Source organism: Pseudomonas sp. BE134, from assembly GCF_031456105.1.
Lineage (GTDB): Bacteria > Pseudomonadota > Gammaproteobacteria > Pseudomonadales > Pseudomonadaceae > Aquipseudomonas.
Genome location: NZ_JAVDUA010000015.1, coordinates 81259 through 105397 on the forward strand (window position 1 = coordinate 81259; position 24139 = coordinate 105397).

The following is a 24139-nucleotide window of genomic DNA, read 5'->3' on the forward strand; positions in this document are numbered from 1 at the left end:
TTAATTTAAATGCCTGATTCGTTTTCACGGGCCAGTCGTCGTTCCTGGGCCTGCTTCTGCAAAATGTAGCGGGCCAGCAACTGCCGCTGGGCATCGGTCGGGCGTTCGAACTCGGTGCCGACATCAAAGCTGCCCGCCTTGCGGTCGCAATGGATGACGCGGGCTCGCAGCAACAGGCCGAGGGCTTGCGGCATCAACACCAGTTTGACCGACAGGTGCGCGCCCACGGCGATGGGCGTCGGATGCCGGAATTCGATACCGCCTTCGGAAATGACTACCGGCTGCGGCTCGCCGATCTGTCCGAGCACGGTGATTGCGATCACCTGGCTCAGTAAATCGATGCGTTTGTTCTGGGATTTCAGGAACGCCGCGAGGTTGCGGTCGCGCTCACTGATCTGGCGTAACAGGTGTTGCGACTCGAATTCGCTCAGGTGCAGCTCGCTGAGCAAATTGAATAGTGGAGAAGCATCCTGCAACACTTCCTGGCCTGCGGCCTCGGGAGCGGACAGGGTCCGAATTTCCAGTGCGATCGTGTCCTCGATACGGTAGTATTCGCGGCGATCTTCTTCATCTAATGTCGACATGGCGAACCCATGGTAGCGGCGGTGGTCTGAGTGTAAAGCTGGATATCGACCCCCGCCACAAGGACGTTCCTTTTCCCTCCGAACAAGCCCCGACATGTTCAGACCTCTCTTCGTATTTATAGGCACGCGTTATACCCGTGCAAAGCGTCGCAATCATTTTGTGTCGTTCATTTCCCTGACTTCAATGATCGGACTCGCCCTCGGCGTGGTAGTGATGATTGTCGTGCTGTCGGTCATGAACGGCTTCGATCATGAGATGCGCACCCGTGTGCTGGGCATGGTGCCTCACGCGACCATCGAGTCCGGTGAGCCGATCAGCGACTGGCAAAGCCTGGCCACCAAGGTCAAGAAAAACCCGCAAGTGACAGCCGTGGCGCCGTTCACTCAGATGCAGGGTTTGCTGACCAACAACGGCAAAGTCTCCAAAGTCCTGCTCAATGCCATCGATCCTGCGCTGGAGCGCAACGTCTCGATCATTGATCACTTCATGCAGCAGGGCAAACTCGACGATCTGGTCCCGGGTGAATTTGGCATCGTCATCGGCGACAAGGCTGCGGCCAAGCTCGGCGCCACCATCGGCGACAAGCTGACGTTCGTCGCGCCGGAGGTTACCGTGACCCCGGCCGGCATGTTCCCGCGCATGAAACGCTTTACCGTGGTCGGCATCTTCCATGTCGGCGCCGGTGAGCTGGATGGTTATCTGGGCATCACCAACTTGCAGGATCTGGCCCGGCTGCACCGCTGGAAACCGGATCAGGTGCAGGGCATTCGCCTGAAGTTCGATGACCTGTTCCAGGCCCCGCGCACTGCATGGAGCATCGCCCAGCAACTCGGTGAAGACCATTTCTACGCCCGCGACTGGACGCGCACCCACGGCAATCTGTATCAGGCCATCCGCATGGAAAAAGCCATGATCGGGCTGCTGTTGCTGCTGATCGTCGCCGTTGCCGCGTTCAACATCATTTCCACACTGGTAATGGTGGTGAACGACAAGAAGGGCGACATCGCGATATTGCGCACATTGGGCGCCACACCGCGCACGATCATGGCGATCTTCATGGTGCAGGGCACCGTCATCGGGGTGGTCGGGACGCTGATCGGTACCGCGGTCGGGATCTTCGCCGCGTTGAACGTCAGCGCCGCGATCTCGGCCCTCGAAGGCCTGATCGGCCATAAATTCCTCAACGCCGACGTGTACTTCATCGATTACCTGCCGTCGCAAGTGCAGAGCCAGGACGTCTTGATGGTCTGCGGCGCCGCGTTGATCCTGAGTTTCCTCGCCACCCTGTATCCAGCCTGGCGTGCCGCGCGCACCCAGCCTGCGGAGGCGCTACGTTATGAGTGAGTCGGGCATGAGTGATAAAGCAATCTTGAGCTGCCGCAACCTGGGTAAGTCCTACGAGGAAGGCCCGGAGTCGGTAGAAGTCTTGGCCGGTCTGCAGCTGGAGTTGCACCCGGGCGAGCGCGTGGCGATTGTCGGCAAGTCGGGTTCTGGCAAAAGCACCTTGCTTAATATGCTGGGCGGGCTTGATACGCCGACCAAGGGCAGCGTCTGGCTCGACGGTGAAGAGCTGTCGGCATTGAGCGAAAAGAATCGCGGTCTGCTGCGTAACCGCGCCCTCGGGTTTGTGTACCAGTTCCACCACTTGCTGCCGGAATTCACCGCTTTGGAAAACGTCTGCATGCCGTTGTTGATTGGCAAGACGTCGATCCCGGAGGCGCGTCAGCGTGCCACGGCGTTGCTGGAGCGGGTAGGGTTGGGTCACCGTCTGGAGCATAAACCGGCAGAATTGTCCGGTGGTGAACGCCAGCGCGTGGCTATCGCTCGTGCGCTGGTGAACAATCCAGGCCTGGTGATGCTCGATGAGCCGACCGGCAACCTCGACTCCCACACCGCCCAGGGCATTCAGGATTTGATGCTGGAACTCAGCACGTCGATGCGCACCGCGTTCCTGGTGGTGACCCACGACATGAACCTGGCCCGCCAGATGGATCGCGTCCTGCACTTGCAGGAAGGTTGCCTGACGCCCATCTGAGTGAGCGAAACCCGACGTACCAGACGGTACGTCGGGTCTTTTATTTTTATACGGTGCCCCAGCGAATGTTCAGACCGTTATCGATCTTCATCGGCGCGCGCTATACCCGCGCCAAGCGCCGCAATCGCTTTGTTTCCTTCATCTCGATGACCTCGATGATCGGCCTCGCCCTCGGCGTGCTGGCGATGATTGTGGTGTTGTCGGTCATGAACGGTTTTCAGCGCGAAATGAGCTCGCGCATCCTCGGCATGGTGCCGCACGCCACCATCGTCGGCGTGAACCCGATCGACGATTGGCAGCCCGTTGCCGCCGCTGCGATGAAAAACCCGCAGGTGACAGCGGCCGTACCGTTTACCGAGATGGAAGGCATGCTCTCCTATAAGGGCACGATGCAGCCGATTCAGGTCAGCGGTATCGATCCGGCACAGGAAGGCAAAGTGTCGATCGTTGCCCAGCATATCGTTCAGGGGCGTCTGGATGACTTGAAGCCGGGTGAATTCGGTGTGGTGATCGGCGAGATCACGGCACGTCGTTTTCGTTTGAATGTCGGCGACAAGCTCACCCTGATCGTGCCGGAAATCAGCAGCGCACCGGGCGGGATTACCCCGCGCATGCAGCGCCTGAACGTGGTCGGTGTGTTCAAGGTCGGTGCTGAGCTGGACGGTTCGATGGCATTGATTCACGTTGCCGATGCTGCGCAGATGCAGCACTGGGAACCGAATCAGGTGCAGAGCGTGCGTCTGGCGGTGAAGGATTTGTACGCCGCACCACAAGTGTCGAGCGACATCGCCACGGGTTTGGGCGCCGCGTACAAGGCTGACGACTGGACCCATACCCAGGGCAGTCTGTTCAGCGCGATGAAGATGGAAAAGACCATGATCGGCCTGCTGTTGCTGATGATTGTCGCGGTGGCGGCGTTCAACATCATCGCAACCCTGATCATGGTGGTGAATGACAAGGGCGCGGACATCGCGATCCTGCGCACCATCGGCGCCACGCCGGGGCAGATCATGGCGATCTTCATGGTCCAGGGGACGGTGATCGGGGTTGTCGGGACCTTGATCGGTGGCGTGCTTGGGGTGATTGCGGCGTTGAACGTCAGTGCGCTGGTGGGCTGGATCGAGCGGGTGAGCGGGCAGCACATCTTCAGCTCTGATGTGTATTTCGTCAGCAACCTGCCTTCGGAATTGCAGGGCGCGGATGTGCTGTTGATTTGCTCGGCGGGATTCATCTTGAGCTTCCTTGCCACTGTGTACCCGGCGTGGCGTGCAGCGAAGATCGAACCGGCGCACGCATTGAGGTATTCGTAAGCCCTTACACCGCTATCGCGAGCAGGCTCGCACAGGGTTTGCGATCATTCCCACGCTCTGCGTGGGAATGCCTCAACGGACGCTCCGCGTTCGGCTCTGGATGTGACGCAGAGCGTCACGGGCTGCATTCCCACGCAGAGCGTGGGAACGATCAGGTTCGCGGCAACTCAATCACAAACCGAGACCACCCATTCTCTGATTCGCAACGAATCCGCCCGCCATGGGCACGAATGATCGACTGCGTAATCGCCAACCCCAGCCCCGCATGTTCACTGCTGCTTTCCTGACGCGCCGGATCGGCTCGATAAAACCGGTCAAACAATCGCGGCATCAACGCCCCGTCAATTCCATCACCGCTGTTTTCAACCGTCAGACTCAACCCTTTGACCTGATCAACAATCCGTACCCGAACCTCGCCCTCAGCCGGCGTAAATCGCAACGCGTTATCCAGCAGATTGGAAAGCGCCCGCCGCAACATGCTGCGGTCACCCTCAAACCGGGCGTGACCCTCGCGCCTTAGCGTTACCCGAGCGTCTTCAGCCAGTGGCGCAAAAAACTCCAGCAACAGATCCGTTTCCACTGCCAGCTCCAGCGGTTCACGCTTGGGCGTCAGCAAGCCGTGATCTGCCTTGGCCAGGTACAACATGTCATTGACCAGTTGCGCCATCCATTGCAGTTCTTCGAGGTTGCTGTGCAGCGCCTCGCGGTAGTCCTCGATGGGGCGGGGGCGGGTGAGGGTGACCTGCGTGTGGGTCAGCAGGTTCGACAGCGGTGTGCGCAGTTCATGGGCGATGTCAGCTGAGAACGCCGAGAGCCGCTGAAAGGAGTCGTCGAGGCGTCCGAGCATGGCGTTGAAGCTGTGGGCCATTTCCGCGAGTTCGGGCGGCATGTTCTCTTCTGGCAGGCGCGCATTGAGCGATTGCGCCGAAACACCGCTGGCGACCGCGCTCATGCGCCGCAACGGGCGCAACCCGCTGCGCGCCGCCCACGCGCCGAGCAGGGCAGTGGCCAGGGCTGACAACCCGACGGTCAGCCAGATCAGATGCTGCATGCGTTGCAGAAAGTGCTGGTGATGGGTGATGTCCAGCAACAAGGTCAATTGTGGGGAGTCAGGTCTATCAACAAACAATGGCGCGTTCAGCACGCGGTAATCGCTGCCGGCGTCGTTCAGGGTCGATAAACCCGGTTTTTGCGGGAGCCTGTCCGGCAGCTGCGCCGAATTGTCATACCAGCGCTGGCCATCGCTGCCCGTAATGCGCAGCGACAAGTCGGCCTGGCGGCTCAATTCATCCGCGAGTCTGATTTGGCTGTCGCTGGATTGAATGTCATGAAGCGCCCGACGTAAACCCATCAACTTGCCATCCAGCAACTGCTGATCGAGTTCGACAAAGTGCGCTTCGCTGGCGCGGCTGAACAACACCCCGGCGGACAGCGAAACCACCGCGGTACAGGCCGCAAACAGCAGCGCCAGTCGGCTGCTTAACGAAAGGCTCCGCATCAGGCTGAACGCTCTTCAAGGACGTAACCCATGCCGCGCACGGTGTGGATCAGTTTGTTGGGGAATTCATCGTCGATCTTCAGGCGCAAACGACGGATAGCGACTTCGATCACATTGGTGTCACTATCGAAATTCATGTCCCAGACCTGGGAGGCGATCAGCGATTTGGGCAGGACTTCGCCCTGACGGCGCAGGAGCATTTCCAGCAGGGCGAAGTCCTTGGCGGTCAGGTCGATGCGCTGACCGTTGCGCTCAACACGGCGGCGGATCAAATCCAGGCGCAAATCGGCCAGTTGCAAACTGGTTTCCTGTGGCGAGGTGTTGCCACGACGCAACAGGCTGCGAACCCGGGCCAGCAGTTCGGAGAAGGCGAACGGTTTGACCAGGTAATCGTCGGCACCCAGCTCCAGACCATGAACCCGGTCTTCCACTGCGTCTCGTGCGGTCAGAAAAAGTACCGGCGTGTCGAGACCGGCACCGCGCACCGCTTGCAGGATCTGCCAGCCATCGCGGCCGGGCAGCATCACGTCGAGAATTAACAACGCGTATTCACCGCTCAGCGCCAGTTGTTGCCCGGTGCAACCGTCGGCCACCAGTTCGGCGTTGAAACCGGCCTCGTTCAGGCCCTGACGCAGGTAGTGGCCGGTTTTCGGTTGGTCTTCGACAATCAGCAATTTCATGGGCGACTCTAGGCAAATGGAACGAACGCTTTATACCGTGGGCAGCGTCGATACAGATCAACCTGACAAAGTTGTAATCTGGCTGTCAGGTAGCGGGCAGTCGCAACAGTTTAGAGTTTTCCACAGGCTGAACCTTATCTTGTTGGAGTACGACGATGTTTTTGTGCAAATCATTGCTGCGGGTGGTGTGTTTGTTGGCGGTGAGTTCACCGGTGTGGGCAGCCCCGGCGCATACCTACGACTTCGGCCAACCCGCCGCGGCGGCCAAGGCGACTCGCAGTGTTGAAGTGGTGATGGGCGATATGTCGTTCACTCCCAAGAATATCGAGATCAAGGCCGGTGAGACGGTTCGCTTTGTACTGGTGAATAAAGGCCAGTTGCTGCACGAATTCAACCTGGGGGACGCGGTGAAGCATGCCAAACACCAGCAGGAAATGTTGCAGATGCAGCAGAGCGGCATGCTGACGCCTACAGGCATGAAGGAAATGGACCACGGTTCGATGGCTGGCATGGATCATGGCGCGATGAAGCACGACGACCCGAATAGCATTCTCGTCGAACCGGGCAAAACAGCCGAACTGATCTGGACCTTCACCAAGGCCACCCGCCTGGAATTTGCCTGCAACATCCCTGGCCATTATCAGGCTGGCATGGTCGGCAAGTTGACTGTCAGTCAGTAAGCACTCAATGGCGGACGCAAAGGCTGGTAGAATCCGCTGATTCTTCAGTCAGGTTTCCGCCATGCATCCCGCAGCCGAACACTCGCCGCTGGGCAAATCCAGCGAATACATCGCCACTTACACGCCGTCCTTGCTGTTCCCGATTCCGCGTACCGCGAAATGGGCCGAGCTGGGCCTGACGGCTGAAACCCTGCCGTATAAAGGCGTGGATTTCTGGAACTGTTTCGAGCTGTCGTGGCTGTTGCCATCCGGCAAGCCCGTGGTGGCGATTGGCGAGTTCAGCATCCCGGCGAATTCGCCGAACATCATTGAATCGAAGTCGTTCAAGCTGTACCTGAACTCGCTGAACCAAACACCATTTGCCGACACCACCAGCCTTGAAGCAGCGCTGACGAAGGACCTGTCGGCCGCCGCCGGCAAGCTGGTTGGTGTGCGCATTCGCAGTCTCAAAGACGTTGAAGCCGAAGGCGTCGTGGCGCTGCCGGGCGTATGCATCGATGATCTGGACATCAGCGTCAGCAACTACGAGCATCCGCGCCCGGAACTGCTGCGTTGCGATGAGTCGCGCATTGTCGAAGAGAGCGTGCACAGCCATCTGCTCAAGTCCAACTGTCCGGTGACCAGTCAGCCGGACTGGGGGAGCGTGGCGGTGGAATATCGTGGCGCGGCACTGGATCATGCAAGTTTGCTGGAATACATCGTGAGCTTCCGACAGCACTCGGACTTCCATGAACAGTGTGTGGAGCGGATCTTCCTCGACCTGCAGCGGTTGTTGAAGCCGGAGAAATTGACGGTGTATGCGCGTTATGTGCGCCGTGGCGGGTTGGATATCAACCCGTATCGCAGTACCGAGACGGTTCAACTGCCGAACCACCGCCTGGTCCGTCAATAAAGCCCCTCTGTGGGAGTGAGCCTGCTCGCGATAACGGTAGCTCATTCAAAATAGATTTCGCCTGACACTCAGCCATCGCGAGCAGGCTCGCTCCCACAGGGAGACGGTGTTGCAAGACGCAGGCATGAAAAAGCCCCGCTAGCGATAGCGGGGCTTTTTTGCATCTGACAGGTTCAGATTCCGATATTGCCCAGGGTTTGAGCGATGTTGCGCAAGGTGCCGGCAATGACGGGGTGGTCGAGTTCAAAGCGTTCGACGGCCAGGTTGACGCCGTCAGCCAGGCTGGAATCCTTGGTTTTGGTTTCCAGTTCAATTTCCAGCTCGATCTGTTGCATCAGCGCGTGCAGATCCTCGCGCTCGGCTTCGGTAAGCGGGGGGTTCTGTTCCAATTGCTCGCGCAGAGTATCGAGTTGTTTTTGCAGTTCGCGGGCAGGCATGGCGTTCTTCCTTTTATCGATAGGCACTGGCATAGACCGCAGCCTCGCGCCAAAGGTCTATGGCTGACCTTTAGATTAATCCACTTGCGCACAACCTGCATGATCTCGGTCAGGGCTTTTCGCCCTTGAGTCGGCGCAGGCTGATATCGGCCAGACAGGTATCGAGTTCACCCAGATGATCGATCACCGAGTGCACGCCCAATTTGAATAACTGCATCGTCGCCTTGCCGCGTAAATGCTCGCGTTCTTTTTGGCTCAGTGCGTGCCATTCGATGGGGGCGAGGCCGCAGAGCGAGCCGCAGGACGCCAGCCCGATCGTCCACAACCCGGCATTCAGGCCTGATTGCAGCAACCGTGGTTCGCCGCTGACCAGTACGCAGCCATCCAGACGTTCTACATTCATCGCCATCAAGGCTTGCCAACAGGCGTTCGGTGCGGGCCATGGTTTGATTGTTGCGGGGTGTTGCGAAGAACTGATCCAGGACGGCAGGGTTGCGGCCAGTGAATGGCTGAGGGCAGCGGGTAGCTCGTCGAGCCAGGCGCAAGGGATTTGCTGGCGCTGCAAACTGCGCAGGCTGTCCAGCGCACCGGGGGTGGCCTCGGCGTGCTCCGCAGAATAAACCCCGTATTGGCGAGTCCGGGCGCCGAAATCTACCAGACAACCGCTGAGGCCGAACAAGACGGCAGTCAAGCCGGGTGCTGCAATGGGCAAGGTTTCAGCGTTTGGCATATCAACGTCCCTGAAATAGTGACAAGGTTATGCGGCGTCAGTGACAGTTGAGTGACATTGATGTGAAGCGCTCCCAATGAACATGATTCATCTGTAGGCGAATGCGCGCGATGCTGCCTAAACCGGCTTTTCCGTCTTATACTCACCAGCTTAACGCCCGGGCCAAGTGCCCGCGCCAGTAATAGTCCAGGGGGTTTTTCTATGCGCTTGAGCAAACATTTCGCTCAGCTTTGTGTGTGTGCCGGCGTGTTGCTGGTTCCGTTTGTGGCCCAGGCTGCTCCGGAAGATGACCCTTGGGAAAGCGTTAACCGTCCGATCTTCAAGTTCAACGATGTGATCGACACCTATGCCCTCAAGCCTGTTGCTCAGGGCTATCAGTTCATAACGCCGCAGTTTCTGGAAGACGGCATTCACAACATGTTCCGCAACGTCGGTGATGTCACCAACCTGGTGAACGACATTCTGCAGGTCAAACCGGTTGCGGCGGGCACCGACACAGCGCGCATCATCTTCAACACCACGTTCGGTCTGCTGGGCTTTTTCGACGTAGGCACCAAGATGGGCCTGCATCGCAACGACGAAGATTTCGGGCAAACCCTCGGCTATTGGGGTGTCGGTAGCGGTCCTTACGTGGTGCTGCCATTGCTGGGGCCTAGCACCGTGCGTGATGCGCCTTCCAAGCTCGTCGACAGCTACACCGGTCCGTACCCGTACATCGACGACGTGTCGGTGCGTAACACGGTCTTCGGCCTGAACATCGTCGACACGCGCGCCAGCTTGCTGTCGAGCGAAAAACTGATCACCGGGGACAAGTACATCTTTATTCGTAATGCGTACTTGCAGAACCGCGAATTCAAAGTCAAAGACGGCCAGGTCGAAGACGATTTTTAATCTCGATCGCTAATGCGAAGAAGGCGGCCATTGGGCCGCCTTCTTTCGTTTGGATCCGGCCTATGCGCACCACCTCGGCATCGACTCGCATGCCGATGAAAGCGCGCTTTTCGCTGCAGTCCTGTCCGGTTTGGCTCATGGGCTCAACCTTACATTGGGTTACGGAATTGTCTGTTCTTATAACTCCCGGTGATTTGACAAATAAAGACGTCAAGCGACCATCGGCGTGAGCTTGAAACGCCCCGCGGATGGGAGTACCGTCTGCGCCTTAGAAGGGCACCTCTGGTGGACGTGTGAGTAGGGCAAACGCTCGAAAACGGTGCGACAGAGTGGCTAGAAAGCGAATCCAGTAGTGTGAGCCGGGCTAAATCCCGTGCCTGCTACGCCAACCTAATTCTGGCGCCGTTTGCCCACATGCCAAAAACCAGTGCCACGCTGCTGATAATCGATGATGACGAAGTAGTGCGCGCGAGTCTCGCGGCCTATTTGGAAGACAGTGGTTTCAGTGTCCTGCAGGCCAGCAATGGCCAGCAGGGTCTTCAGGTATTCGAGCAAGACAAGCCCGACCTGGTCATCTGCGATCTGCGCATGCCGCAGATGGGCGGACTCGAACTTATCCGCCAGGTCACTGAGCGGTCTCCGCAAACCCCTGTGATTGTGGTCTCGGGTGCCGGCGTGATGAACGACGCGGTCGAGGCGTTGCGCCTGGGCGCAGCGGATTACCTGATCAAGCCTCTCGAAGATCTGGCTGTGCTCGAGCATTCTGTGCGCCGAGCCCTGGATCGCGCGCGTCTGCTGCTGGAAAACCAGCGCTACCGCGAGAAGCTGGAAAAGGCCAACCGTGAACTCGCCGCCAGCCTGAACCTGCTCCAGGAAGACCAGAACGCCGGTCGGCAAGTGCAGATGAACATGCTGCCGGTCAGCCCCTGGACCATCGACGAGTTCCAGTTTGCGCACCAGATCATCCCGTCGCTGTACCTGTCGGGTGATTTTGTTGACTATTTTCGGGTCGACGAGCGTCGGGTAGCGTTCTACCTGGCAGACGTTTCCGGGCATGGCGCCTCTTCAGCCTTCGTTACCGTACTGCTGAAGTTCATGACCACGCGCTTGCTGTTTGAATCCAAGCGCAGCGGCACATTGCCGGAATTCAAGCCTTCAGAGGTCCTTGGTCATATCAACCGAGGCCTGATCAGTTGTAAGCTGGGTAAACACGTCACAATGGTCGGTGGAGTCATCGACGAGGAGACAGGTTTGTTGACCTATAGCATCGGTGGTCATTTGCCGTTGCCTGTGTTGTACACGCCAGACAGTGTTCGTTATCTGGAAGGGCGTGGTCTGCCGGTGGGCCTCTTCAATGAAGCCACCTACGAAGACCACGTACTGGAGCTGCCGCCAACGTTCAGCCTGACGCTGATGTCTGATGGCATTCTGGACCTTTTGCCAGAACCCACACTCAAAGAAAAAGAAGCGGCGTTGCCCCAACGGGTCAAGGCTGCGGGCGGCACCCTGGATGGGCTGCGGCAGGTTTTTGGATTGGCCACGCTTGGGGAGATGCCGGATGATATCGCCCTGTTGGTGTTGAGCAGGAATCTTTAATGAGTACCGGTAGAATCCAGTTCGCCGAGCAGGATGGCACTTTCGTCCTGAAATTCGTCGGTGAAGTTCGCCTGACCCTGTGTTCGGCGTTGGATGCGACTATTGATCGTATCTTTACCGCTTTGAACTTCAACGCGATCGTGATCGACCTGACCGAAACACGCAGCATCGACAGCACCACCCTTGGTCTGCTGGCCAAATTGTCGATCTTGTCGCGGCAAAAGGTCGGCCTGCTGCCGACTGTCGTCACCACCCACGAAGACATCACCCGTCTGCTGGAGTCCATGGGCTTCGAGCAAGTGTTTAACATCGTTGACCAACCCGTGCCGTGCCCGGAATGCCTGGACGACCTGCCAGACCAGGACCAGTCCGAAGAAGTGGTGCGGATCAAAGTCCTCGAAGCACACAAAATCCTCATGGGGCTGAACGACCACAATCGCGAAGCGTTCCATGATCTGGTGAATGCGCTCGAGCGTCACTGATCAGGCGCGCAGTTAAACCACCAGGCACAAAAAAGGGCGAACCACCAAGGTTCGCCCTTTTTGCATCACCTGGAGCTAGATCACAGCTTGTCCTGCAACAACGCCTCAAGTTTCTCCTGATCCCGAGCAAACTGTCGAATACCCTCAGCCAGTTTCTCAGTCGCCATCGCATCCTCGTTGGATAGCCAACGGAACTGCGCTTCATTCAGGCTCAGGCGCGCTTCACCTGCATGCCCAGGCGTCAGCTTGCGCTCCAGCTTGCCCGTATCCGCCGCCAGTTTCTCCAGCAGGTCCGGGCTGATGGTCAGGCGATCACAACCGGCCAACTGCTCGATCTGACTAAGGTTGCGGAAGCTTGCGCCCATCACCACAGTCTTGTAGTCATTGGCCTTGTAGTAGTTGTAAATCCGCGTTACCGACTGCACGCCTGGATCATCCGCGCCTGTGTAGTCGTTACCGTTGGCTTTCTTGTACCAGTCGTAAATCCGGCCTACGAACGGCGAGATCAGGAACACACCGGCATCGGCACACGCTGCCGCCTGAGCAAAGGAGAACAGCAGCGTCAGGTTGGTCTGGATGCCTTCTTTTTCCAATGTCTCTGCGGCGCGGATGCCTTCCCAGGTGGAGGCGATCTTGATCAATACGCGGTCACGGCCGATGCCGGCCTTGTCGTACAGCTCGATCAGACGGTGAGCGCGCTTCAATACGGCATCAGTGTCGAACGACAGGCGCGCATCCACTTCGGTAGAAATACGGCCCGGTACCACTTTCAGAATCTCTTGCCCGACCGCAACGCCGAAACGGTCGCTGGCCAGGCCCACATCGCCTTTGCAGTCATGAACACAGGCGTTCAGCAATTCGGCGTACGCAGGGATGGCCGCGGCTTTGAGCAGCAGGGAAGGGTTGGTCGTAGCGTCCACCGGTTTAACGCGAGCGATTGCTTCGAAGTCGCCAGTATCGGCAACCACGGTGGTCATTTGTTTAAGTTGTTCCAGCTTGGAAGTCATGGGCGTGCTCTGTCCTGTGGGTCTAATGACATTACCCGAGCGCTGACAGCCACTCAAGGGCGCATGTACGTATCGATGGCCCCAGCGGCAACAACCTGAAAACGGCTGTTTGAATGGCGGGGCGCGCTATCGGTAAATACGATGCCAAATCAGCGCACAGGTTCAACCCGGGCGACCGTTAGCGGCCCTCCAACAACTCCGCCGCCTGATCCAGCAACACCAAAGGCTCTTTAGCCTTATGAATATCCACCGACAACAACTGCCGAAACTTGCGCGCCCCCGGGAACCCGGTGCCCAGCCCCAGCACATGCCGGGTGATATGGTGCATCGAACCACCCGCATCGATGTGCGCGGCGATATAAGGCCGCAACTGCGCCAGTGCCTCGGCCCGTGTGATCACCGGTGCCGTGCTGCCGAACAGCTGCTGATCCACCTCAGCCATCACATAAGGATTGTGATACGCCTCCCGACCCAGCATCACACCGTCGAACGTCTGCAAATGCTCGTGACAAGCCTCCAGCGTCTTGATCCCGCCGTTGAGAATAATCTCCAGGTCCGGAAAATCTGTCTTCAACCGTGCCGCCACGTCATAACGCAGGGGCGGAATATCCCGGTTCTCCTTCGGCGACAACCCCTCCAGAATCGCAATCCGCGCATGCACCGTAAAACTCGTACACCCGGCATCCCGAACCGTACCGACGAAATCACACAACTGCTCGTAACTGTCCCGCCCATTAATCCCGATGCGGTGCTTCACTGTCACCGGAATCGACACCGCATCACGCATCGCCTTCACACAATCAGCCACCAACTGCGGATGCCCCATCAGGCAGGCGCCGATCATGTTGTTCTGCACGCGGTCACTCGGGCAGCCGACGTTGAGATTTACCTCGTCGTAGCCGTGGTCTTGGGCCATGCGGGCGCAGGCGGCAAGGTCGAGGGGGACGCTGCCGCCGAGTTGTAGCGCGAGCGGGTGTTCAGCTTCGTTGTGACGGAGGAAACGGTCGTGATCGCCGTTTAGGAGCGCGCCGGTGGTGACCATTTCGGTGTAGAGGAGGGCGTTTTTCGACAATAGGCGTAGGAAAAAACGGCAATGTTTATCAGTCCAATCCATCATCGGCGCTACACTGAAGCGGCGAGACGGCTCGGAACGGGAGTTGCCGGTATTTACGGGGGCTTCAGCTTTTTCGGATTTCATTGATACTGATCTTTTATACAGCGGTTTTTACCCATATCTCCTTGTTTTTCGAGGTCGGTTGCTACAATGTAGCAACTGAAATCAGCCATGTAGCAACTGGAAATGGGCACGATCACATCTCGCAAGCGCAAGGACAATTCGACGGCCTACACGGCGCAGATACGGATCAATCGGGATGGGCGCACAGTCTATCAGGAAAGCCAGACCTTCGACCGCAAGCAGGTCGCCCAGGTCTGGATCAAACGCCGGGAGACGGAGCTGGCCGAGCCCGGCGCGATCGAGCGGGCGAACCGCAAGGGTGTGACGATCAGGCAGATGATCGAGCAGTACCTGAAGGAGTACGAAAAGGTCCGTCCGTTGGGCAAAACCAAAAGAGCGACGCTGAACGCGATCAAGGACACCTGGTTGGGCGAGCTAGACGACTCGGCCCTGACCAGTCAGAAGCTGGTGAAGTTCGCGCAGTGGCGCATGAGCGATGAGGGCGGCGGCATTCAGGCACAGACGGTGGGCAACGATCTGTCCCACCTCGGAGCGGTGTTATCTGTGGCGCGGCCGGCTTGGGGATATGCGATTGATCCGCTGGCCATGCCGGACGCGCGCAAGGTGTTGCGCAAGCTGGGCATGGTCAGCAAGAGCAAGGAGCGCAACCGCCGGCCGACGCTGACGGAGCTGGACAAGTTGATGGTGCATTACTTCGAGATGCAGACTCGACGCAAAGCCCAGATCGACATGCCGAAGCTGATCGCCTTCGCGATCTTTTCGACGCGCCGGCAGGAGGAGATCACCCGAATACGTTGGGACGATCTCGACTGCGCCCGGCAAGCGGTGCTGGTGCGGGACATGAAGAACCCCGGGCAGAAGATCGGCAATGACGTGTGGTGTCATCTTCCCGATGAGGCATGGGCGATCATTCAAGCTATGCCGAAAGTGGCCGATGAAATCTTTCCGTATAACGGCAAGTCGGTGTCGGCTTCCTTCACCCGGGCTTGCCCGCTCCTAGGTATCAAGGACCTGCACTTCCATGACCTGCGGCACGAAGGGGTGAGTCGGCTGTTCGAGATGGACTGGGACATTCCCAGAGTGTCGAGCGTGTCCGGGCATCGGGACTGGAATTCGCTTCGTCGTTATACCCATCTTCGAGGCAATGGGGATGCCTATTTGAACTGGGCCTGGTTAAAAAGGATTTTGGTGTAAATGTCTAACGCTTTTAAGTCGAATGTCGTTGTTGATAAGTCCTATCTGCAGGCGGTATCCAAGGAAAGTATGACCGAGTTGGCATCAGCGCACGGGTTGTTGATGACTGAGGCTATGCTGTATGAGTTGGTGAAAGGTACCGATGCCGACAGGGCAAAGTGGTTCTACAAGTTCCCGGATGTGGCGAGACCGTTCGAATTGATTCCGACTCCGGGCGTTCTGATGCGCCACGAACAGCGAAGCAATGCAGCCTGCGGTTTGCCCAGCAGCCATGTACGGAATATCGATCACTCGCATACGGCGTTGTATCGGAATCCGGGTTATTCGGTTCCGGAGGACCTGATCAAGGCCCTAGATAGGAAAAGGAAGGAAATCGACGAGGATACCGATCAGATGCTATCGCTGATCGACAGTATTCCGATCCTGTTTCCAGAATTTGAGCTAGCGCTTGAGAAGGACTATCTCGCTCTAAAGCGGAAGGCTCAGGATAAGATTTTTACCGATGTTGATTTTGTGCGGCATAAGGCAGAGTTGCTGTTGAAGCAATCTCCGTTTTTTTCATCAACCAATGTCGCCAGAATTGACCATGAGTGGATCACCTTCAGATGGCTTCAGGTGGGATTGCTGTTTGTCCTGGATCTCAAGGTTAAATACCCTGGTGGTATCGCGTCTGTCATGACGCCCAAGCTGAGAGAACGCATCAGGCACGATGTTCTGGACGCTCAGTATCTGATGATGGGGCTGCTGGAAGGGGCTCTCGCCACGAAAGAGAAAAAATTGTGTGAGTGGTGGTTGAAGCTCAAACCGGATGGTGTTCTCTATAATTAGGACGTTTCGCAAAGAAGGAGAGCGTGAGCTCTCCTTCTTTGGTTTGCTCCTCAGGCAACCCTGCCCATCAATTGATTCTGCTCGCGAGTGGCCTTTTCACGCTGTCGATCAATGTAGTCGGCAAGATCCTTCAGGTGGATGCCCAGCCCGGCTTTCTGGCTATTGGCACCTAGGCGAACCACAGGTATATCGATCTCTCCCGACAAGCGCTTATGCTTGAATTTCTCCACGGTCAGATTCATGTAATCGGCGCATACGCGATCCAGGGAAATAACTGCCTGACCGTTGTACTGGGCCATCAACAGGAAAAGGGTGTTCATGCGGCCTCCTGGTTATTGTCTGTTGAAAAGTAGGTTGAATGCGCTCGCTGCCACGATTGGAACCTGTCCGTTGCCAATGGCTTTAAGTCGGTCCAGCCGATAGGCCACCCCATCAGCCACTCGGCCCAGTCCGGGTTCAGATGACCACCATCCAGTGCCATCACTGCATGATCCAGGCGATCGTTTGTGCGGTTTGCCCCGGATCGGCGAGTCAATGCGGCAGGAGAGGACCCCTTGGCCATGCTCGCCACCGGCGTTGGCCAGCGCCTGCGTGCTGTCCTCTGCAATGAGCCAGATTCGATTCCGCTGATGCGGAGCGGCGAAGTCAGCCGCTCCGATAACACCCCATTGCGCGTCATACCCCATTTCGGCAAGGTCACCGAGCACGACGGCAAGACCTCTTCCCACAAGCAACGGTGAGTTCTCCAACTCGACGTAGCGCGGTCGTACCTCATCGGTAATTCGTGCCATCTGTCTCCACAGTCCAGAGCGTGCGCCGGCGATGCCCAGACCATTGCCCGCGGCCGAGATGTCCTGACAAGGAAATCCTCCCGAAACCACGTCAACAAGGCCTCGCCATGGTCGTCCGTCAAAACTGCACACGTCAGACCAAATCGGGAAAGGCGGGAGCAATCCATCGGTTTGTCGTTGCGCCAGAATCTGTGCGACGTAGGCATCACGCTCAACGGCGCAGACGGTGCGCCAGCCGAGGAGCTGGCCGCCGAGTATTCCGCCACCAGCGCCTGCGAAAAGAGCCAGCTCATTCACGCGGCCTCCAATGAAGGACGCTTATACCCCTGAGCAAGCTGCGCGGGCGGGCGATTCTGAGCGGTTAGCGTTGCATTGGGTGTGGCTGCCTCGCGCAGCTTTTCGTGGGGTATAAGCGCCTCGGTGGTGCTGCTGGAAGAGGCAATAATGCCTGCTGCTTCGCAGCAGAGACTGTTTGTTTCTAGTGTGGAGACGCTGGTTTCTTTGCAGAGCAAAGCGGTCGTGGATTGGGTGTTGTACCGGCCCTTTTGCTTGCCGCTTTCCTCTGAGTTTTGGTTGCGCGTTGGTTCGTCAGCCGCTGGTAAAGCGTGTGCCGTGTAGCGAGGGCTGTCGGGTTGAGTGAGGTTCTCGGTCATGCGGCGTCTCCTGCATTGAAAGGAGCCAATTGCTGAGCCATGTCGAGTGCCTTATCACGTAGTCCGCGGGTGTCGCGCTCTAGCTTTTTACCTGTGCGGAAGGCACTAAATGTTTCTGCAGCAATCCGAAGTTTTTCGGCGATTTCCAGCAGTGCCAGGTGTTCAGGGCCGCCGAACGCCAGCGCTACTTCCAGACGTTTGCTGTAGTGCGCCAAGCGGGTACGGTCGGCCGTGATGAAGTGGAGGGACGCCTTCAATTCGCGAATGTTCTTGGCGCTTGCGGCGTGCTGGATCTCTTGTCCTTCCTCCATGCCAGTTGATTTGCCGTCGCTGTAACCCATTCTGTAGCCCGCCCAGACAAGGAGGGCGGCGAGGGCGATCAGGGCGATGAGTGCGCAGATCTGAATTGCGGTCATGTGGTGTGCTCTTGGTGATCTCATTGGCTGGTGGTGGCAGTCGTTCGGTTTTGTGGGTGTTAATCGTTGGTGTCGTCCTGCTGTCGCTGCATGTCTTCGTCGGCCTTGTAGGCGCGGATGTCGATCAATGAGGCGACGTGCCGGATGTGGGCGTACTTCGGTGCCTTGCGGCTGGTGTCCAGCGTGGTGATGGGGAGCTGGATGCGGCCGCTGCTGATCTCGGCCACGAACGATTGCTCGTTGAGGTTGCGGAAGTACTGCTCGCGCACTTTGTCGAGCGGGATCAGGACGTCGCCGAAGATGCGGTAGAGCAGTTCGACGGTGGCTGACTCCGGTGCCGGGTGCAGGAGCAGCGGGTTTTGCGCTGTGTTACTCATGGCTTTGTTGGGCCTCTTTGCTTTGTTTTCTGGCCGGGTGGTTCCAGGCGTTTAGGCAGTGCCGTTTGGTCAGCTCGCGCAGATGTTCGGGCACTTCGAGGAGCGCGGCGTTTCGCTCCTCTCGTGTCCGCATGGCGATGATCTGGCGGGCGTATTCCCTAGGCCACGTCACGGTTGTCTGCCGGGATGGCGGGTAGCTCGATCCCCAACTGCTCGGCCAACCAGCGGATACCGGGCTGCTTGATCCGGGTCGATTGGCTGTATTGCATGCCGAGCTGATCGTGGTACCAGTGGCCATCCTTGACCCGCAGATAGTCGCGATCACGATTGGGGTAGGCAGGTAGGTTCCGCTTGTTGAGCAGGCCTTTCTCTCGCATGCTTGCAATGAGCTTCGGGCGAGTCAGCCCCAGGTGAGTTGCGGCTTGGGCGAGGGTGCGTTCCATGGCGTCCCCCTCATGCCGCGTGCGCGGCGGGGGTGGCCGCTGCAGCGAGATGGTTGATGGATTCAGTGACCTTGCCGTAGATCTCGACATCGCTCCCGTACACGGTGAAGCATCGGGTGTGCGGGCTTTTGTTACCGATGCTCAGAATGGTGGTGACACCTGAGCGCGATTGAGTACGGTGCAGTGCAACCTGAATGGGGTAATCGAAGCCCATGTCGAGGTTAAGTACGCCGCCGGTGCGTATTAGTTCGAATACGCGTTGTTTGTCTGAGACTTCAAAGCGACCGTATTCGCGACTGGCATGCGGGCGGTGTATCAGGTCGCTAGTGTTGCTCGCGTCAAACGGGCCGTTGGCGATCTCCTCGATGAAGTCAGCCAGTTTGAGGTGCGTTTTCTTGTCGTTCGGCAGGGTCAGCGTGTGGCGTTCGTTGCCCAGTTCGACGACGAAAGTGCTCTCTGTTGTACCGCGTTCGATTTTGAGACGGAACGCAAGGCACTCGCGTTTGGGCGCTGTCCGGAGGACGTGGTTGAAGGTCTCGGTCAGATTGACCTGGGCGTTGAGCAACTGCAGGGTGCGGTTGTCGATTTTGTATTTGATCATGCCGCACGCCCTCCGCCATTTGGATCGGATGGCGATGGAGCCGCGCCTACATTTTGCTTTGGTCTGCTTATGACAAACATGCAGCCGCCCTCGCGTGCGATGCGGCGAGCCTCGAAAATTCGAGAGAGGTTAGTTACGGTAGGGTGGATGTGCACAGTGGCTGTGATGGACATAGTCTCGTATCGCTCTGTGGTGGAAGAGTGACAACAAGATCAACCAAAAGCGCTACAAATGTCAACTGGTGGTTGATATTTTGATCTGAGCCACCGCTGATGCCGCATTGCTATCGTCCAATCAACATCTCAGATAAGCTCAGATTTACAAGGTGCCCTAAGAGGCATTAGAGAAAGGGCCAATGGATCTAGGGTGAGTAAATGGACGAAAAGGTGCCCCTGCCAACGACGTCGATGAGCGACGAGGCAGCTGTTTATTCGGCGTTTGGAATTCCCATTCCCAAGATTGACCGCATTAAGATTTTTAGCGCTAGTCAATGGGAAGACTTCACTCTCGAATGGGTTGATTCGATCCGTGAAAATTATAAAGAGGTGGAGCGTTGTGGTGGTGCGGGAGACATGGGTAGGGACATTATCGCTACTGATATAGTCGATCCTGATGTTTGGGATAATTATCAATGTAAGCACTACAAAAGTGGATTGACACCATCTGACATATGGGTGGAGTTGGGTAAGTTAGTTTATTATACGTTTATTGGGGAGTATCGCTATCCAAGGAAGTACTATTTCATCGCGCCCCAAGGAGCTGGGACTAAGTTATCGAACCTGTTGAAAAAGCCTAAGCTGCTAAAAGAGCAATTAAAGCTCCAGTGGAAAGATCAGTGTGAAAAGAGGATAACGTCAACAACTGATATTGTTCTTGCTGGGGGTATTGAAAGCTATCTAGATGGCTTGGATTTTGCAATTTTTCATGCGGTACCTCCCCTTCGTATAATTGAGCAGCACGCTAAAACACGTTGGCATGCTGCACGTTTTGGGGGGGGATTACCTTTGCGTCCGACAGTAGAGACGCCTCCAGAAGAAATTGCAAATGAAGAAGTGAATTATGTAAAGGCTTTGTTAGATGTGTATGGTGAGGCTTTGTCCACAGTGGTTAGCTCTGTAAAGGATTTGACTGCTTATAAAAAATATAATCGGCATTTCAGCTCTTCACGTTTTGAATTCTACAGTGCTGAAGCCCTGCGCACCTTCTCTCGAGATACGCTTCCGCCAGGCCCTTTTACTAAGCTGCAATTTCTAGTAAGGGCAGGTGTGGCAGACGTACTGGATGCGGATCATGACCTAAAATTTTTGCGTTTGACGTCGGTTACTAACTTCGCGGCATTATTGCCTATTACCGACAACCCCTTGGTTGAGCGCCTTACAATTTTAGACAAGAAAGGTATTTGCCATCAGTTAGTAAATGATGGTGAGTTTGGTTGGGGGGCTAATGATGAATGAAGCTGCGGAGTTTTCGCAATATAATGGCCCCCTCGAGGTGGGTTTAAGGGCGTTAGCTGTTCTCACTGAAGATTATCCTTCTGCGTATTCATTGCAGCGTTTAGTAATATTAGATTACTTAATAGTGCATTCTGATGATCTAAATTTTGGACCTGTGGGTCTGCATCCGCAGACTCCTCATAGGAGTGGGGAGCTATTGGTGAGGCGGGCTGCTCTCGAGAAAGGTCTTCTTTTATATCAAAGCAAAGGGCTTATTGAGAGAAAGTTCATGGAGAATGGTGTTTTGTACTCGGCTACCGAAAAATCTGGTTCTTTTATGGATGTGCTCAACGCAGGCTATTCGCTAAAACTTCGTGATAGGGCTGGGTGGTTGGTGGATCGTTTCAAGGAACAGTCGGATCAAGCACTTTCTGAATTAGTAAGGAAAGAGGCGGGTGACTGGGGGGCTGAATTTGAAATGGCACCGGCTCTAAAAAAAGGACTTGAGTTATGAAGGGGTTTCAGATTTCCAGTTTGACATTGTCTGGAGCCTCCGTGCCGAATGCGGAGGTGATTTTCAGGACGGGACTAAACGTAATATCCGGGCCGTCAGATACTGGAAAAACGTTCATTGTTCAATGCATTGATTATCTTCTAGGTGCTAGTAAAGTACCTAAGAGTGTGCCTGAAGCGTCTTTTTATGAAAGTGCAGAACTTTGCTTGATTGAAATCGATACTGGGGAAGAAGTAAGAATTTCGCGAAGCTTAAAAACTGCCGGGAAATTCAAGGTCGTAAGGTCAACCGAGACATTTTATCTGGCAGCGAAGCATAAGGCTGGTGACTCACAAACCCTATCTAATTTTCTTCTGAAAATGTCTGGTTTCATAGACAAGCGGGTCAGGGTTAATAAAGACGGTAAAGTCAGGGAGCTTAGTTTTAGAGATGTCGCTCGTCTGATAATCGTTGATGAAGAATCAATAATCAAGGAGATATCGCCTGCGCTCACAGGGCAATACATTTCTGCAACCGCGGAAAGTTCTGTTTTTCGATTGTTGTTGACTGGAGTTGATGCATCTTTGATAGAGGGGGTCGAAGAGCAGAAGCTCTCTCCTTTGAAGCAGTTAGGTAAAGTCGAGTTATTAAGCTATTTGCTGGAGGAGAATAATAAAAAAATTGATTCTTTGTCGCTTTCAATTCCTGCGTGGGAATATGCGTATGAGGAGTCTAAAAGAGTTGATGTTGTCTACAAAGATACGGAATTGGCGCTGCAGGCTGATAATGAAATTTCGTATTTTCTTGAGGCTCGTCGGAGAGATGTTCTGATTGAGGTGTATAAAGTTGAGTCAAGAGTAGATGTTTTGGCAGAGCTGAAGAATCGTTTTGCATTGTTAAAGCAACAGTACATCTCGGATCTTGCAAGGCTGCAAAGTATTGCTGAGGTCAGCTTTCGACTTGACCAAATGGGGGAGGAAAACTGTCCAGTCTGTGGTGCGTTATCTGACCATCAGGCTCATGATCATGAACGGGTTGGCCCCTCTCATGAGGAAATAACTCTGTCATGTAAAGCAGAGATAAGGAAAATCAACTCTTTATTATCTGATCTGGACGACACCAGGATAGATAATGAATCACAAATTGATGAGTTTAGCCAAGAGCTTAGAATGTTAAAGGCTGAGCTGAATTTTATTGGTGAAGAGCTGGATGGGCTGATTAAGCCAAAAATTGAAGCAGCGCTGAATGCTTTTCTCCACATTCAGGGTGAGCGAGATTTATATAACAGAGCGCTCGACTTGTTTGCTCGTGCTCATGAACTTGAGGATATGCTGTTAGAGATTGAAGGTGCTGATAATTCCACAACAGAAGGAATGCCATCTCCAAAATTGGGTGCTGGAGAGGTGAGTGAATTTATCTCTGAAGTTGAAACGTTGCTAGCAGAGTGGAATTTCCCAAACCATGGTCGGGTAGGTTTTAGTGAGAAAGAACAAGATATAGTGCTAATTGATAGAGCTAGATCTAGCCATGGTAAAGGCGTCCGCGCTATTACTCATGCGGCTTTCTCTCTTTCCCTGCTTCTGCATTGCATAAAGAAGCATTTGCCACATCCGGGCGTTGTAATTATCGATTCGCCGTTGGTTGTATATCGTGAGCCTGATACTGATGAGGTCGGCTTTACTCATGAGGTTAAAGACTCGTTCTACCGATCACTAGCAAAAAACTTTAGAGAGCAGCAGGTGATAGTGGTGGAAAATGACGAGCCACCTAAGGATATTGAAGAATTTGCATGTTTAATTAAATTCACCGCATCATCTAGTGGTAGAGGCGGCTTCATACCTTCTTGATGTTTGTCCGAGCCAATTTATGTTGGCTCGGATTTTTATTGCAGTAATTTTTTTGTCACTCGGGAACGAATGTTCCTACTACTTTGCCGCAAATATGCGTTTCTTCGGTAATTTCGATGATCGGATATTGAGGGTTGATAGGCCTCAGGAATTGTCTACCCGCATCTTCTACTAAAACTTTAAATGTGGCTTCATTGGTGCGCGGAAGCCGAGCTATTACGCGATCACCCGTCTTGGTTTCTGCGTCAGGGTCTACAAAGATAATGCAGCCTGTTGGATAGCTACGCCCGGGTCCTGGGTTTGTCATCGAGTCGCCTAGAACTTTCAATGCATACCCTTGATCACTGATCGGGACGGGACAGGATAACCAAGAATCAGCATCATATGATTCAAAGTTTGAAATCGCCTCACACCAAGCCCCTGCCTGCACCCAGGAGATCAACGGGACCTTGCCAAAGTGTTGCCCCACTTCGCTGACATTACTCCCATCACCGACTATTAGGTGGTGAATATTGCTCTCACCAGTCTGTGCCTTCGGTAACACGCCATACTCCAGCCATTCTCTGCGCACTTTTAACCATGAGCAAAGCGCAGTCATGCTGTCCGCTTCGGCCATCGCTTCGCCATTTAGCCATTTGCTTACTGCCTGAGTGGTCTTATTAACTCCTAAGCTCTTTAAATGGCGATGAATGTCGACACCCCGACCTCGGCTTCGTATACCGGCATCGTCGAGTGCTTCGTGTAGGCGCTCGCTGAACGCTGCGCGGAGAGTATTTTTATCAACCATGAGTTGAGAGTCTCATAAAGGTTGCGCAATAGTCAGTTGATCTATAACATCAACCGAGAGTTGATAAATGGAGGTTGTCATGTTGGACCCCGCAGATTTTCCTAGCGCGATTGCATTCGCGTTTGAAGCCGTAGGCGGCATCGGGGCCGCCGCGAAGGTATGCAATAGAAGCTATCAGGCATTGAACAAATGGCGTCAGGCTGCATGCCTCCCACGAACGGATTACACAGGTGAAACCAAATACGCTGAGCTATT

The 24139-nt window shown here is 55.5% G+C and carries 29 protein-coding genes; 13 read left to right on the forward strand and 16 right to left on the reverse strand.

All coding sequences use genetic code 11. From position 1 onward, the window contains the following. Positions 1–5 precede the first annotated feature (5 nt). Positions 6–584, reverse strand: coding sequence for a PilZ domain-containing protein (locus J2Y56_RS14340; protein WP_033048877.1), 579 nt, complete (start codon positions 582–584; stop codon positions 6–8). A 94-nt stretch (positions 585–678) separates the two neighbouring features. Here J2Y56_RS14340 and J2Y56_RS14345 point away from each other — a divergent pair, with 94 nt between their 5' ends. The 3 genes from J2Y56_RS14345 to J2Y56_RS14355 all read left to right on the forward strand — a co-directional run bounded on the left by J2Y56_RS14345 (position 679) and on the right by J2Y56_RS14355 (position 3930). Continuing rightward, entirely contained in the window at positions 679–1929 is a 1251-nt protein-coding gene (locus tag J2Y56_RS14345) for a lipoprotein-releasing ABC transporter permease subunit (protein ID WP_310350825.1), read from the forward strand. A 7-nt stretch (positions 1930–1936) separates the two neighbouring features. Then, positions 1937–2620: a lipoprotein-releasing ABC transporter ATP-binding protein LolD gene (gene lolD, locus J2Y56_RS14350; RefSeq protein ID WP_162830870.1), complete on the forward strand. Its 684-nt coding sequence runs from the start codon at positions 1937–1939 to the stop codon at positions 2618–2620. A gap of 65 nt (positions 2621–2685) precedes the next feature. After that, positions 2686–3930: a lipoprotein-releasing ABC transporter permease subunit gene (locus J2Y56_RS14355; protein WP_310335593.1), complete on the forward strand. Its 1245-nt coding sequence runs from the start codon at positions 2686–2688 to the stop codon at positions 3928–3930. 151 nt (positions 3931–4081) lie between these two features. On the opposite strand, the gene J2Y56_RS14360 is transcribed toward J2Y56_RS14355, so the two are convergent. Beyond that, entirely contained in the window at positions 4082–5428 is a 1347-nt protein-coding gene (locus tag J2Y56_RS14360) for a heavy metal sensor histidine kinase (protein ID WP_310350827.1), read from the reverse strand. Beyond that, complete coding sequence (locus J2Y56_RS14365) at positions 5428–6108, reverse strand: heavy metal response regulator transcription factor (RefSeq protein ID WP_007943669.1); 681 nt, start codon at positions 6106–6108, stop codon at positions 5428–5430. Before J2Y56_RS14365 ends, J2Y56_RS14360 begins: the two co-directional genes overlap by 1 nt. A 155-nt stretch (positions 6109–6263) precedes the next feature. Here J2Y56_RS14365 and J2Y56_RS14370 point away from each other — a divergent pair, with 155 nt between their 5' ends. Both J2Y56_RS14370 and queF read left to right on the forward strand, forming a co-directional pair. Beyond that, positions 6264–6788: a plastocyanin/azurin family copper-binding protein gene (locus J2Y56_RS14370; RefSeq protein WP_007943671.1), complete on the forward strand. Its 525-nt coding sequence runs from the start codon at positions 6264–6266 to the stop codon at positions 6786–6788. 61 nt (positions 6789–6849) lie between these two features. Further along, on the forward strand, positions 6850–7680 hold the full coding sequence (gene queF, locus J2Y56_RS14375; protein WP_007943672.1) for an NADPH-dependent 7-cyano-7-deazaguanine reductase QueF: 831 nt from the start codon (positions 6850–6852) through the stop codon (positions 7678–7680). Positions 7681–7853: 173 nt separating this feature from the next. Here the strand turns inward: queF and J2Y56_RS14380 are convergent, their stop codons facing one another. Together J2Y56_RS14380 and J2Y56_RS14385 are read right to left on the reverse strand one after the other, a co-directional pair. Then, complete coding sequence (locus J2Y56_RS14380) at positions 7854–8117, reverse strand: DUF4404 family protein (protein WP_033048880.1); 264 nt, start codon at positions 8115–8117, stop codon at positions 7854–7856. A 109-nt stretch (positions 8118–8226) separates the two neighbouring features. Further along, positions 8227–8847 carry an HAD family phosphatase gene (locus tag J2Y56_RS14385; RefSeq protein ID WP_310350832.1) on the reverse strand — a complete coding sequence of 207 codons (621 nt, stop codon included), beginning with the start codon at positions 8845–8847 and terminating at the stop codon, positions 8227–8229. A 201-nt stretch (positions 8848–9048) separates the two neighbouring features. Here J2Y56_RS14385 and J2Y56_RS14390 point away from each other — a divergent pair, with 201 nt between their 5' ends. Further along, the gene (locus tag J2Y56_RS14390; RefSeq protein ID WP_007943677.1) at positions 9049–9738 is read left to right on the forward strand and encodes a VacJ family lipoprotein; all 690 of its coding nucleotides are present in this window, start codon (positions 9049–9051) and stop codon (positions 9736–9738) included. Here J2Y56_RS14390 and J2Y56_RS14395 read toward each other — a convergent pair. Next, the gene (locus J2Y56_RS14395; protein WP_007943678.1) at positions 9707–9877 is read right to left on the reverse strand and encodes a hypothetical protein; all 171 of its coding nucleotides are present in this window, start codon (positions 9875–9877) and stop codon (positions 9707–9709) included. The two genes, J2Y56_RS14390 and J2Y56_RS14395, sit on opposite strands and share 32 nt — an antisense overlap. A gap of 275 nt (positions 9878–10152) precedes the next feature. Between J2Y56_RS14395 and rssB the strand changes: the two genes are divergently transcribed. Then, positions 10153–11334, forward strand: coding sequence for a two-component system response regulator RssB (gene rssB, locus J2Y56_RS14400; RefSeq protein WP_007943679.1), 1182 nt, complete (start codon positions 10153–10155; stop codon positions 11332–11334). After that, positions 11334–11816, forward strand: coding sequence for an anti-sigma factor antagonist RssC (gene rssC / locus J2Y56_RS14405; RefSeq protein WP_007943680.1), 483 nt, complete (start codon positions 11334–11336; stop codon positions 11814–11816). The genes rssB and rssC overlap by 1 nt, the downstream gene beginning before the upstream one ends. Positions 11817–11896: 80 nt before the next feature. On the opposite strand, the gene tal is transcribed toward rssC, so the two are convergent. Continuing rightward, on the reverse strand, positions 11897–12823 hold the full coding sequence (gene tal, locus J2Y56_RS14410; RefSeq protein WP_007943683.1) for a transaldolase: 927 nt from the start codon (positions 12821–12823) through the stop codon (positions 11897–11899). Between the two features lie 178 nt (positions 12824–13001). Continuing rightward, on the reverse strand, positions 13002–14021 hold the full coding sequence (gene dusA, locus J2Y56_RS14415) for a tRNA dihydrouridine(20/20a) synthase DusA (RefSeq protein WP_310350837.1): 1020 nt from the start codon (positions 14019–14021) through the stop codon (positions 13002–13004). A gap of 102 nt (positions 14022–14123) precedes the next feature. Between dusA and J2Y56_RS14420 the strand changes: the two genes are divergently transcribed. Together J2Y56_RS14420 and J2Y56_RS14425 are read left to right on the forward strand one after the other, a co-directional pair. Further along, entirely contained in the window at positions 14124–15215 is a 1092-nt protein-coding gene (locus J2Y56_RS14420) for a tyrosine-type recombinase/integrase (RefSeq protein WP_310350839.1), read from the forward strand. Further along, entirely contained in the window at positions 15216–16043 is an 828-nt protein-coding gene (locus J2Y56_RS14425) for a hypothetical protein (RefSeq protein WP_310350842.1), read from the forward strand. A gap of 50 nt (positions 16044–16093) precedes the next feature. On the opposite strand, the gene J2Y56_RS14430 is transcribed toward J2Y56_RS14425, so the two are convergent. The 7 genes from J2Y56_RS14430 to J2Y56_RS14460 form a co-directional block, all read right to left on the reverse strand. After that, positions 16094–16363 (reverse strand): pyocin activator PrtN family protein, encoded by a 270-nt coding sequence (locus tag J2Y56_RS14430; RefSeq protein WP_310350844.1) that lies wholly within the window; start codon positions 16361–16363, stop codon positions 16094–16096. Positions 16364–16375: 12 nt separating this feature from the next. Next, the gene (locus J2Y56_RS14435) at positions 16376–17131 is read right to left on the reverse strand and encodes a DNA cytosine methyltransferase (protein ID WP_310350847.1); all 756 of its coding nucleotides are present in this window, start codon (positions 17129–17131) and stop codon (positions 16376–16378) included. Beyond that, a complete protein-coding gene (locus J2Y56_RS14440) occupies positions 17128–17487 on the reverse strand; it encodes a hypothetical protein (protein WP_310350850.1) in 360 nt (119 codons plus the stop codon). Before J2Y56_RS14440 ends, J2Y56_RS14435 begins: the two co-directional genes overlap by 4 nt. Beyond that, complete coding sequence (locus tag J2Y56_RS14445; RefSeq protein WP_310350852.1) at positions 17484–17903, reverse strand: hypothetical protein; 420 nt, start codon at positions 17901–17903, stop codon at positions 17484–17486. The genes J2Y56_RS14440 and J2Y56_RS14445 overlap by 4 nt, the downstream gene beginning before the upstream one ends. Positions 17904–17962: 59 nt before the next feature. Next, positions 17963–18280, reverse strand: coding sequence for a pyocin activator PrtN family protein (locus tag J2Y56_RS14450; protein WP_310350854.1), 318 nt, complete (start codon positions 18278–18280; stop codon positions 17963–17965). A 158-nt stretch (positions 18281–18438) separates the two neighbouring features. Further along, complete coding sequence (locus tag J2Y56_RS14455; RefSeq protein WP_310350857.1) at positions 18439–18723, reverse strand: phage antirepressor KilAC domain-containing protein; 285 nt, start codon at positions 18721–18723, stop codon at positions 18439–18441. 10 nt (positions 18724–18733) lie between these two features. Next, entirely contained in the window at positions 18734–19324 is a 591-nt protein-coding gene (locus J2Y56_RS14460; RefSeq protein WP_310350860.1) for a hypothetical protein, read from the reverse strand. Between the two features lie 374 nt (positions 19325–19698). Between J2Y56_RS14460 and J2Y56_RS14465 the strand changes: the two genes are divergently transcribed. Genes J2Y56_RS14465 through J2Y56_RS14475 form a run of 3 tightly spaced genes read left to right on the forward strand, consistent with a single transcriptional unit; the run spans position 19699 to position 23097 of the window. After that, entirely contained in the window at positions 19699–20778 is a 1080-nt protein-coding gene (locus J2Y56_RS14465; RefSeq protein ID WP_310350862.1) for an ABC-three component system protein, read from the forward strand. Then, positions 20768–21271, forward strand: a complete 504-nt coding sequence (locus J2Y56_RS14470; protein ID WP_310350865.1) for an ABC-three component system middle component 2 — start codon at positions 20768–20770, stop codon at positions 21269–21271. Before J2Y56_RS14465 ends, J2Y56_RS14470 begins: the two co-directional genes overlap by 11 nt. After that, complete coding sequence (locus J2Y56_RS14475; protein WP_310350868.1) at positions 21268–23097, forward strand: AAA family ATPase; 1830 nt, start codon at positions 21268–21270, stop codon at positions 23095–23097. Before J2Y56_RS14470 ends, J2Y56_RS14475 begins: the two co-directional genes overlap by 4 nt. Positions 23098–23152: 55 nt before the next feature. On the opposite strand, the gene J2Y56_RS14480 is transcribed toward J2Y56_RS14475, so the two are convergent. Next, the gene (locus J2Y56_RS14480; protein WP_310350869.1) at positions 23153–23884 is read right to left on the reverse strand and encodes a S24 family peptidase; all 732 of its coding nucleotides are present in this window, start codon (positions 23882–23884) and stop codon (positions 23153–23155) included. Between the last annotated feature and the right edge of the window lie 255 nt (positions 23885–24139).

Bases quoted from the DNA above. Each gene is read 5' to 3' on its own strand.
- J2Y56_RS14475 (WP_310350868.1), top strand. From the start codon at position 21,268: ATGAAGGGGTTTCAGATTTCCAGTTTGACATTGTCTGGAGCCTCCGTG.
- J2Y56_RS14395 (WP_007943678.1), bottom strand. From the start codon at position 9,877: ATGAGCCAAACCGGACAGGACTGCAGCGAAAAGCGCGCTTTCATCGGC.
- J2Y56_RS14365 (WP_007943669.1), bottom strand. From the start codon at position 6,108: ATGAAATTGCTGATTGTCGAAGACCAACCGAAAACCGGCCACTACCTG.
- J2Y56_RS14385 (WP_310350832.1), bottom strand. From the start codon at position 8,847: ATGCCAAACGCTGAAACCTTGCCCATTGCAGCACCCGGCTTGACTGCC.
- dusA (WP_310350837.1), bottom strand. From the start codon at position 14,021: ATGAAATCCGAAAAAGCTGAAGCCCCCGTAAATACCGGCAACTCCCGT.
- J2Y56_RS14340 (WP_033048877.1), bottom strand. From the start codon at position 584: ATGTCGACATTAGATGAAGAAGATCGCCGCGAATACTACCGTATCGAG.
- J2Y56_RS14450 (WP_310350854.1), bottom strand. From the start codon at position 18,280: ATGAGTAACACAGCGCAAAACCCGCTGCTCCTGCACCCGGCACCGGAG.
- J2Y56_RS14465 (WP_310350862.1), top strand. From the start codon at position 19,699: ATGGACGAAAAGGTGCCCCTGCCAACGACGTCGATGAGCGACGAGGCA.
- J2Y56_RS14470 (WP_310350865.1), top strand. From the start codon at position 20,768: ATGATGAATGAAGCTGCGGAGTTTTCGCAATATAATGGCCCCCTCGAG.
- J2Y56_RS14370 (WP_007943671.1), top strand. From the start codon at position 6,264: ATGTTTTTGTGCAAATCATTGCTGCGGGTGGTGTGTTTGTTGGCGGTG.
- J2Y56_RS14480 (WP_310350869.1), bottom strand. From the start codon at position 23,884: ATGGTTGATAAAAATACTCTCCGCGCAGCGTTCAGCGAGCGCCTACAC.
- J2Y56_RS14425 (WP_310350842.1), top strand. From the start codon at position 15,216: ATGTCTAACGCTTTTAAGTCGAATGTCGTTGTTGATAAGTCCTATCTG.
- J2Y56_RS14355 (WP_310335593.1), top strand. From the start codon at position 2,686: ATGTTCAGACCGTTATCGATCTTCATCGGCGCGCGCTATACCCGCGCC.
- J2Y56_RS14420 (WP_310350839.1), top strand. From the start codon at position 14,124: ATGGGCACGATCACATCTCGCAAGCGCAAGGACAATTCGACGGCCTAC.
- J2Y56_RS14390 (WP_007943677.1), top strand. From the start codon at position 9,049: ATGCGCTTGAGCAAACATTTCGCTCAGCTTTGTGTGTGTGCCGGCGTG.
- J2Y56_RS14360 (WP_310350827.1), bottom strand. From the start codon at position 5,428: ATGCGGAGCCTTTCGTTAAGCAGCCGACTGGCGCTGCTGTTTGCGGCC.
- J2Y56_RS14380 (WP_033048880.1), bottom strand. From the start codon at position 8,117: ATGCCTGCCCGCGAACTGCAAAAACAACTCGATACTCTGCGCGAGCAA.
- J2Y56_RS14440 (WP_310350850.1), bottom strand. From the start codon at position 17,487: ATGACCGAGAACCTCACTCAACCCGACAGCCCTCGCTACACGGCACAC.
- J2Y56_RS14455 (WP_310350857.1), bottom strand. From the start codon at position 18,723: ATGGAACGCACCCTCGCCCAAGCCGCAACTCACCTGGGGCTGACTCGC.
- J2Y56_RS14430 (WP_310350844.1), bottom strand. From the start codon at position 16,363: ATGAACACCCTTTTCCTGTTGATGGCCCAGTACAACGGTCAGGCAGTT.
- J2Y56_RS14460 (WP_310350860.1), bottom strand. From the start codon at position 19,324: ATGATCAAATACAAAATCGACAACCGCACCCTGCAGTTGCTCAACGCC.
- tal (WP_007943683.1), bottom strand. From the start codon at position 12,823: ATGACTTCCAAGCTGGAACAACTTAAACAAATGACCACCGTGGTTGCC.
- rssC (WP_007943680.1), top strand. From the start codon at position 11,334: ATGAGTACCGGTAGAATCCAGTTCGCCGAGCAGGATGGCACTTTCGTC.
- queF (WP_007943672.1), top strand. From the start codon at position 6,850: ATGCATCCCGCAGCCGAACACTCGCCGCTGGGCAAATCCAGCGAATAC.
- J2Y56_RS14445 (WP_310350852.1), bottom strand. From the start codon at position 17,903: ATGACCGCAATTCAGATCTGCGCACTCATCGCCCTGATCGCCCTCGCC.
- lolD (WP_162830870.1), top strand. From the start codon at position 1,937: ATGAGTGATAAAGCAATCTTGAGCTGCCGCAACCTGGGTAAGTCCTAC.
- J2Y56_RS14345 (WP_310350825.1), top strand. From the start codon at position 679: ATGTTCAGACCTCTCTTCGTATTTATAGGCACGCGTTATACCCGTGCA.
- rssB (WP_007943679.1), top strand. From the start codon at position 10,153: ATGCCAAAAACCAGTGCCACGCTGCTGATAATCGATGATGACGAAGTA.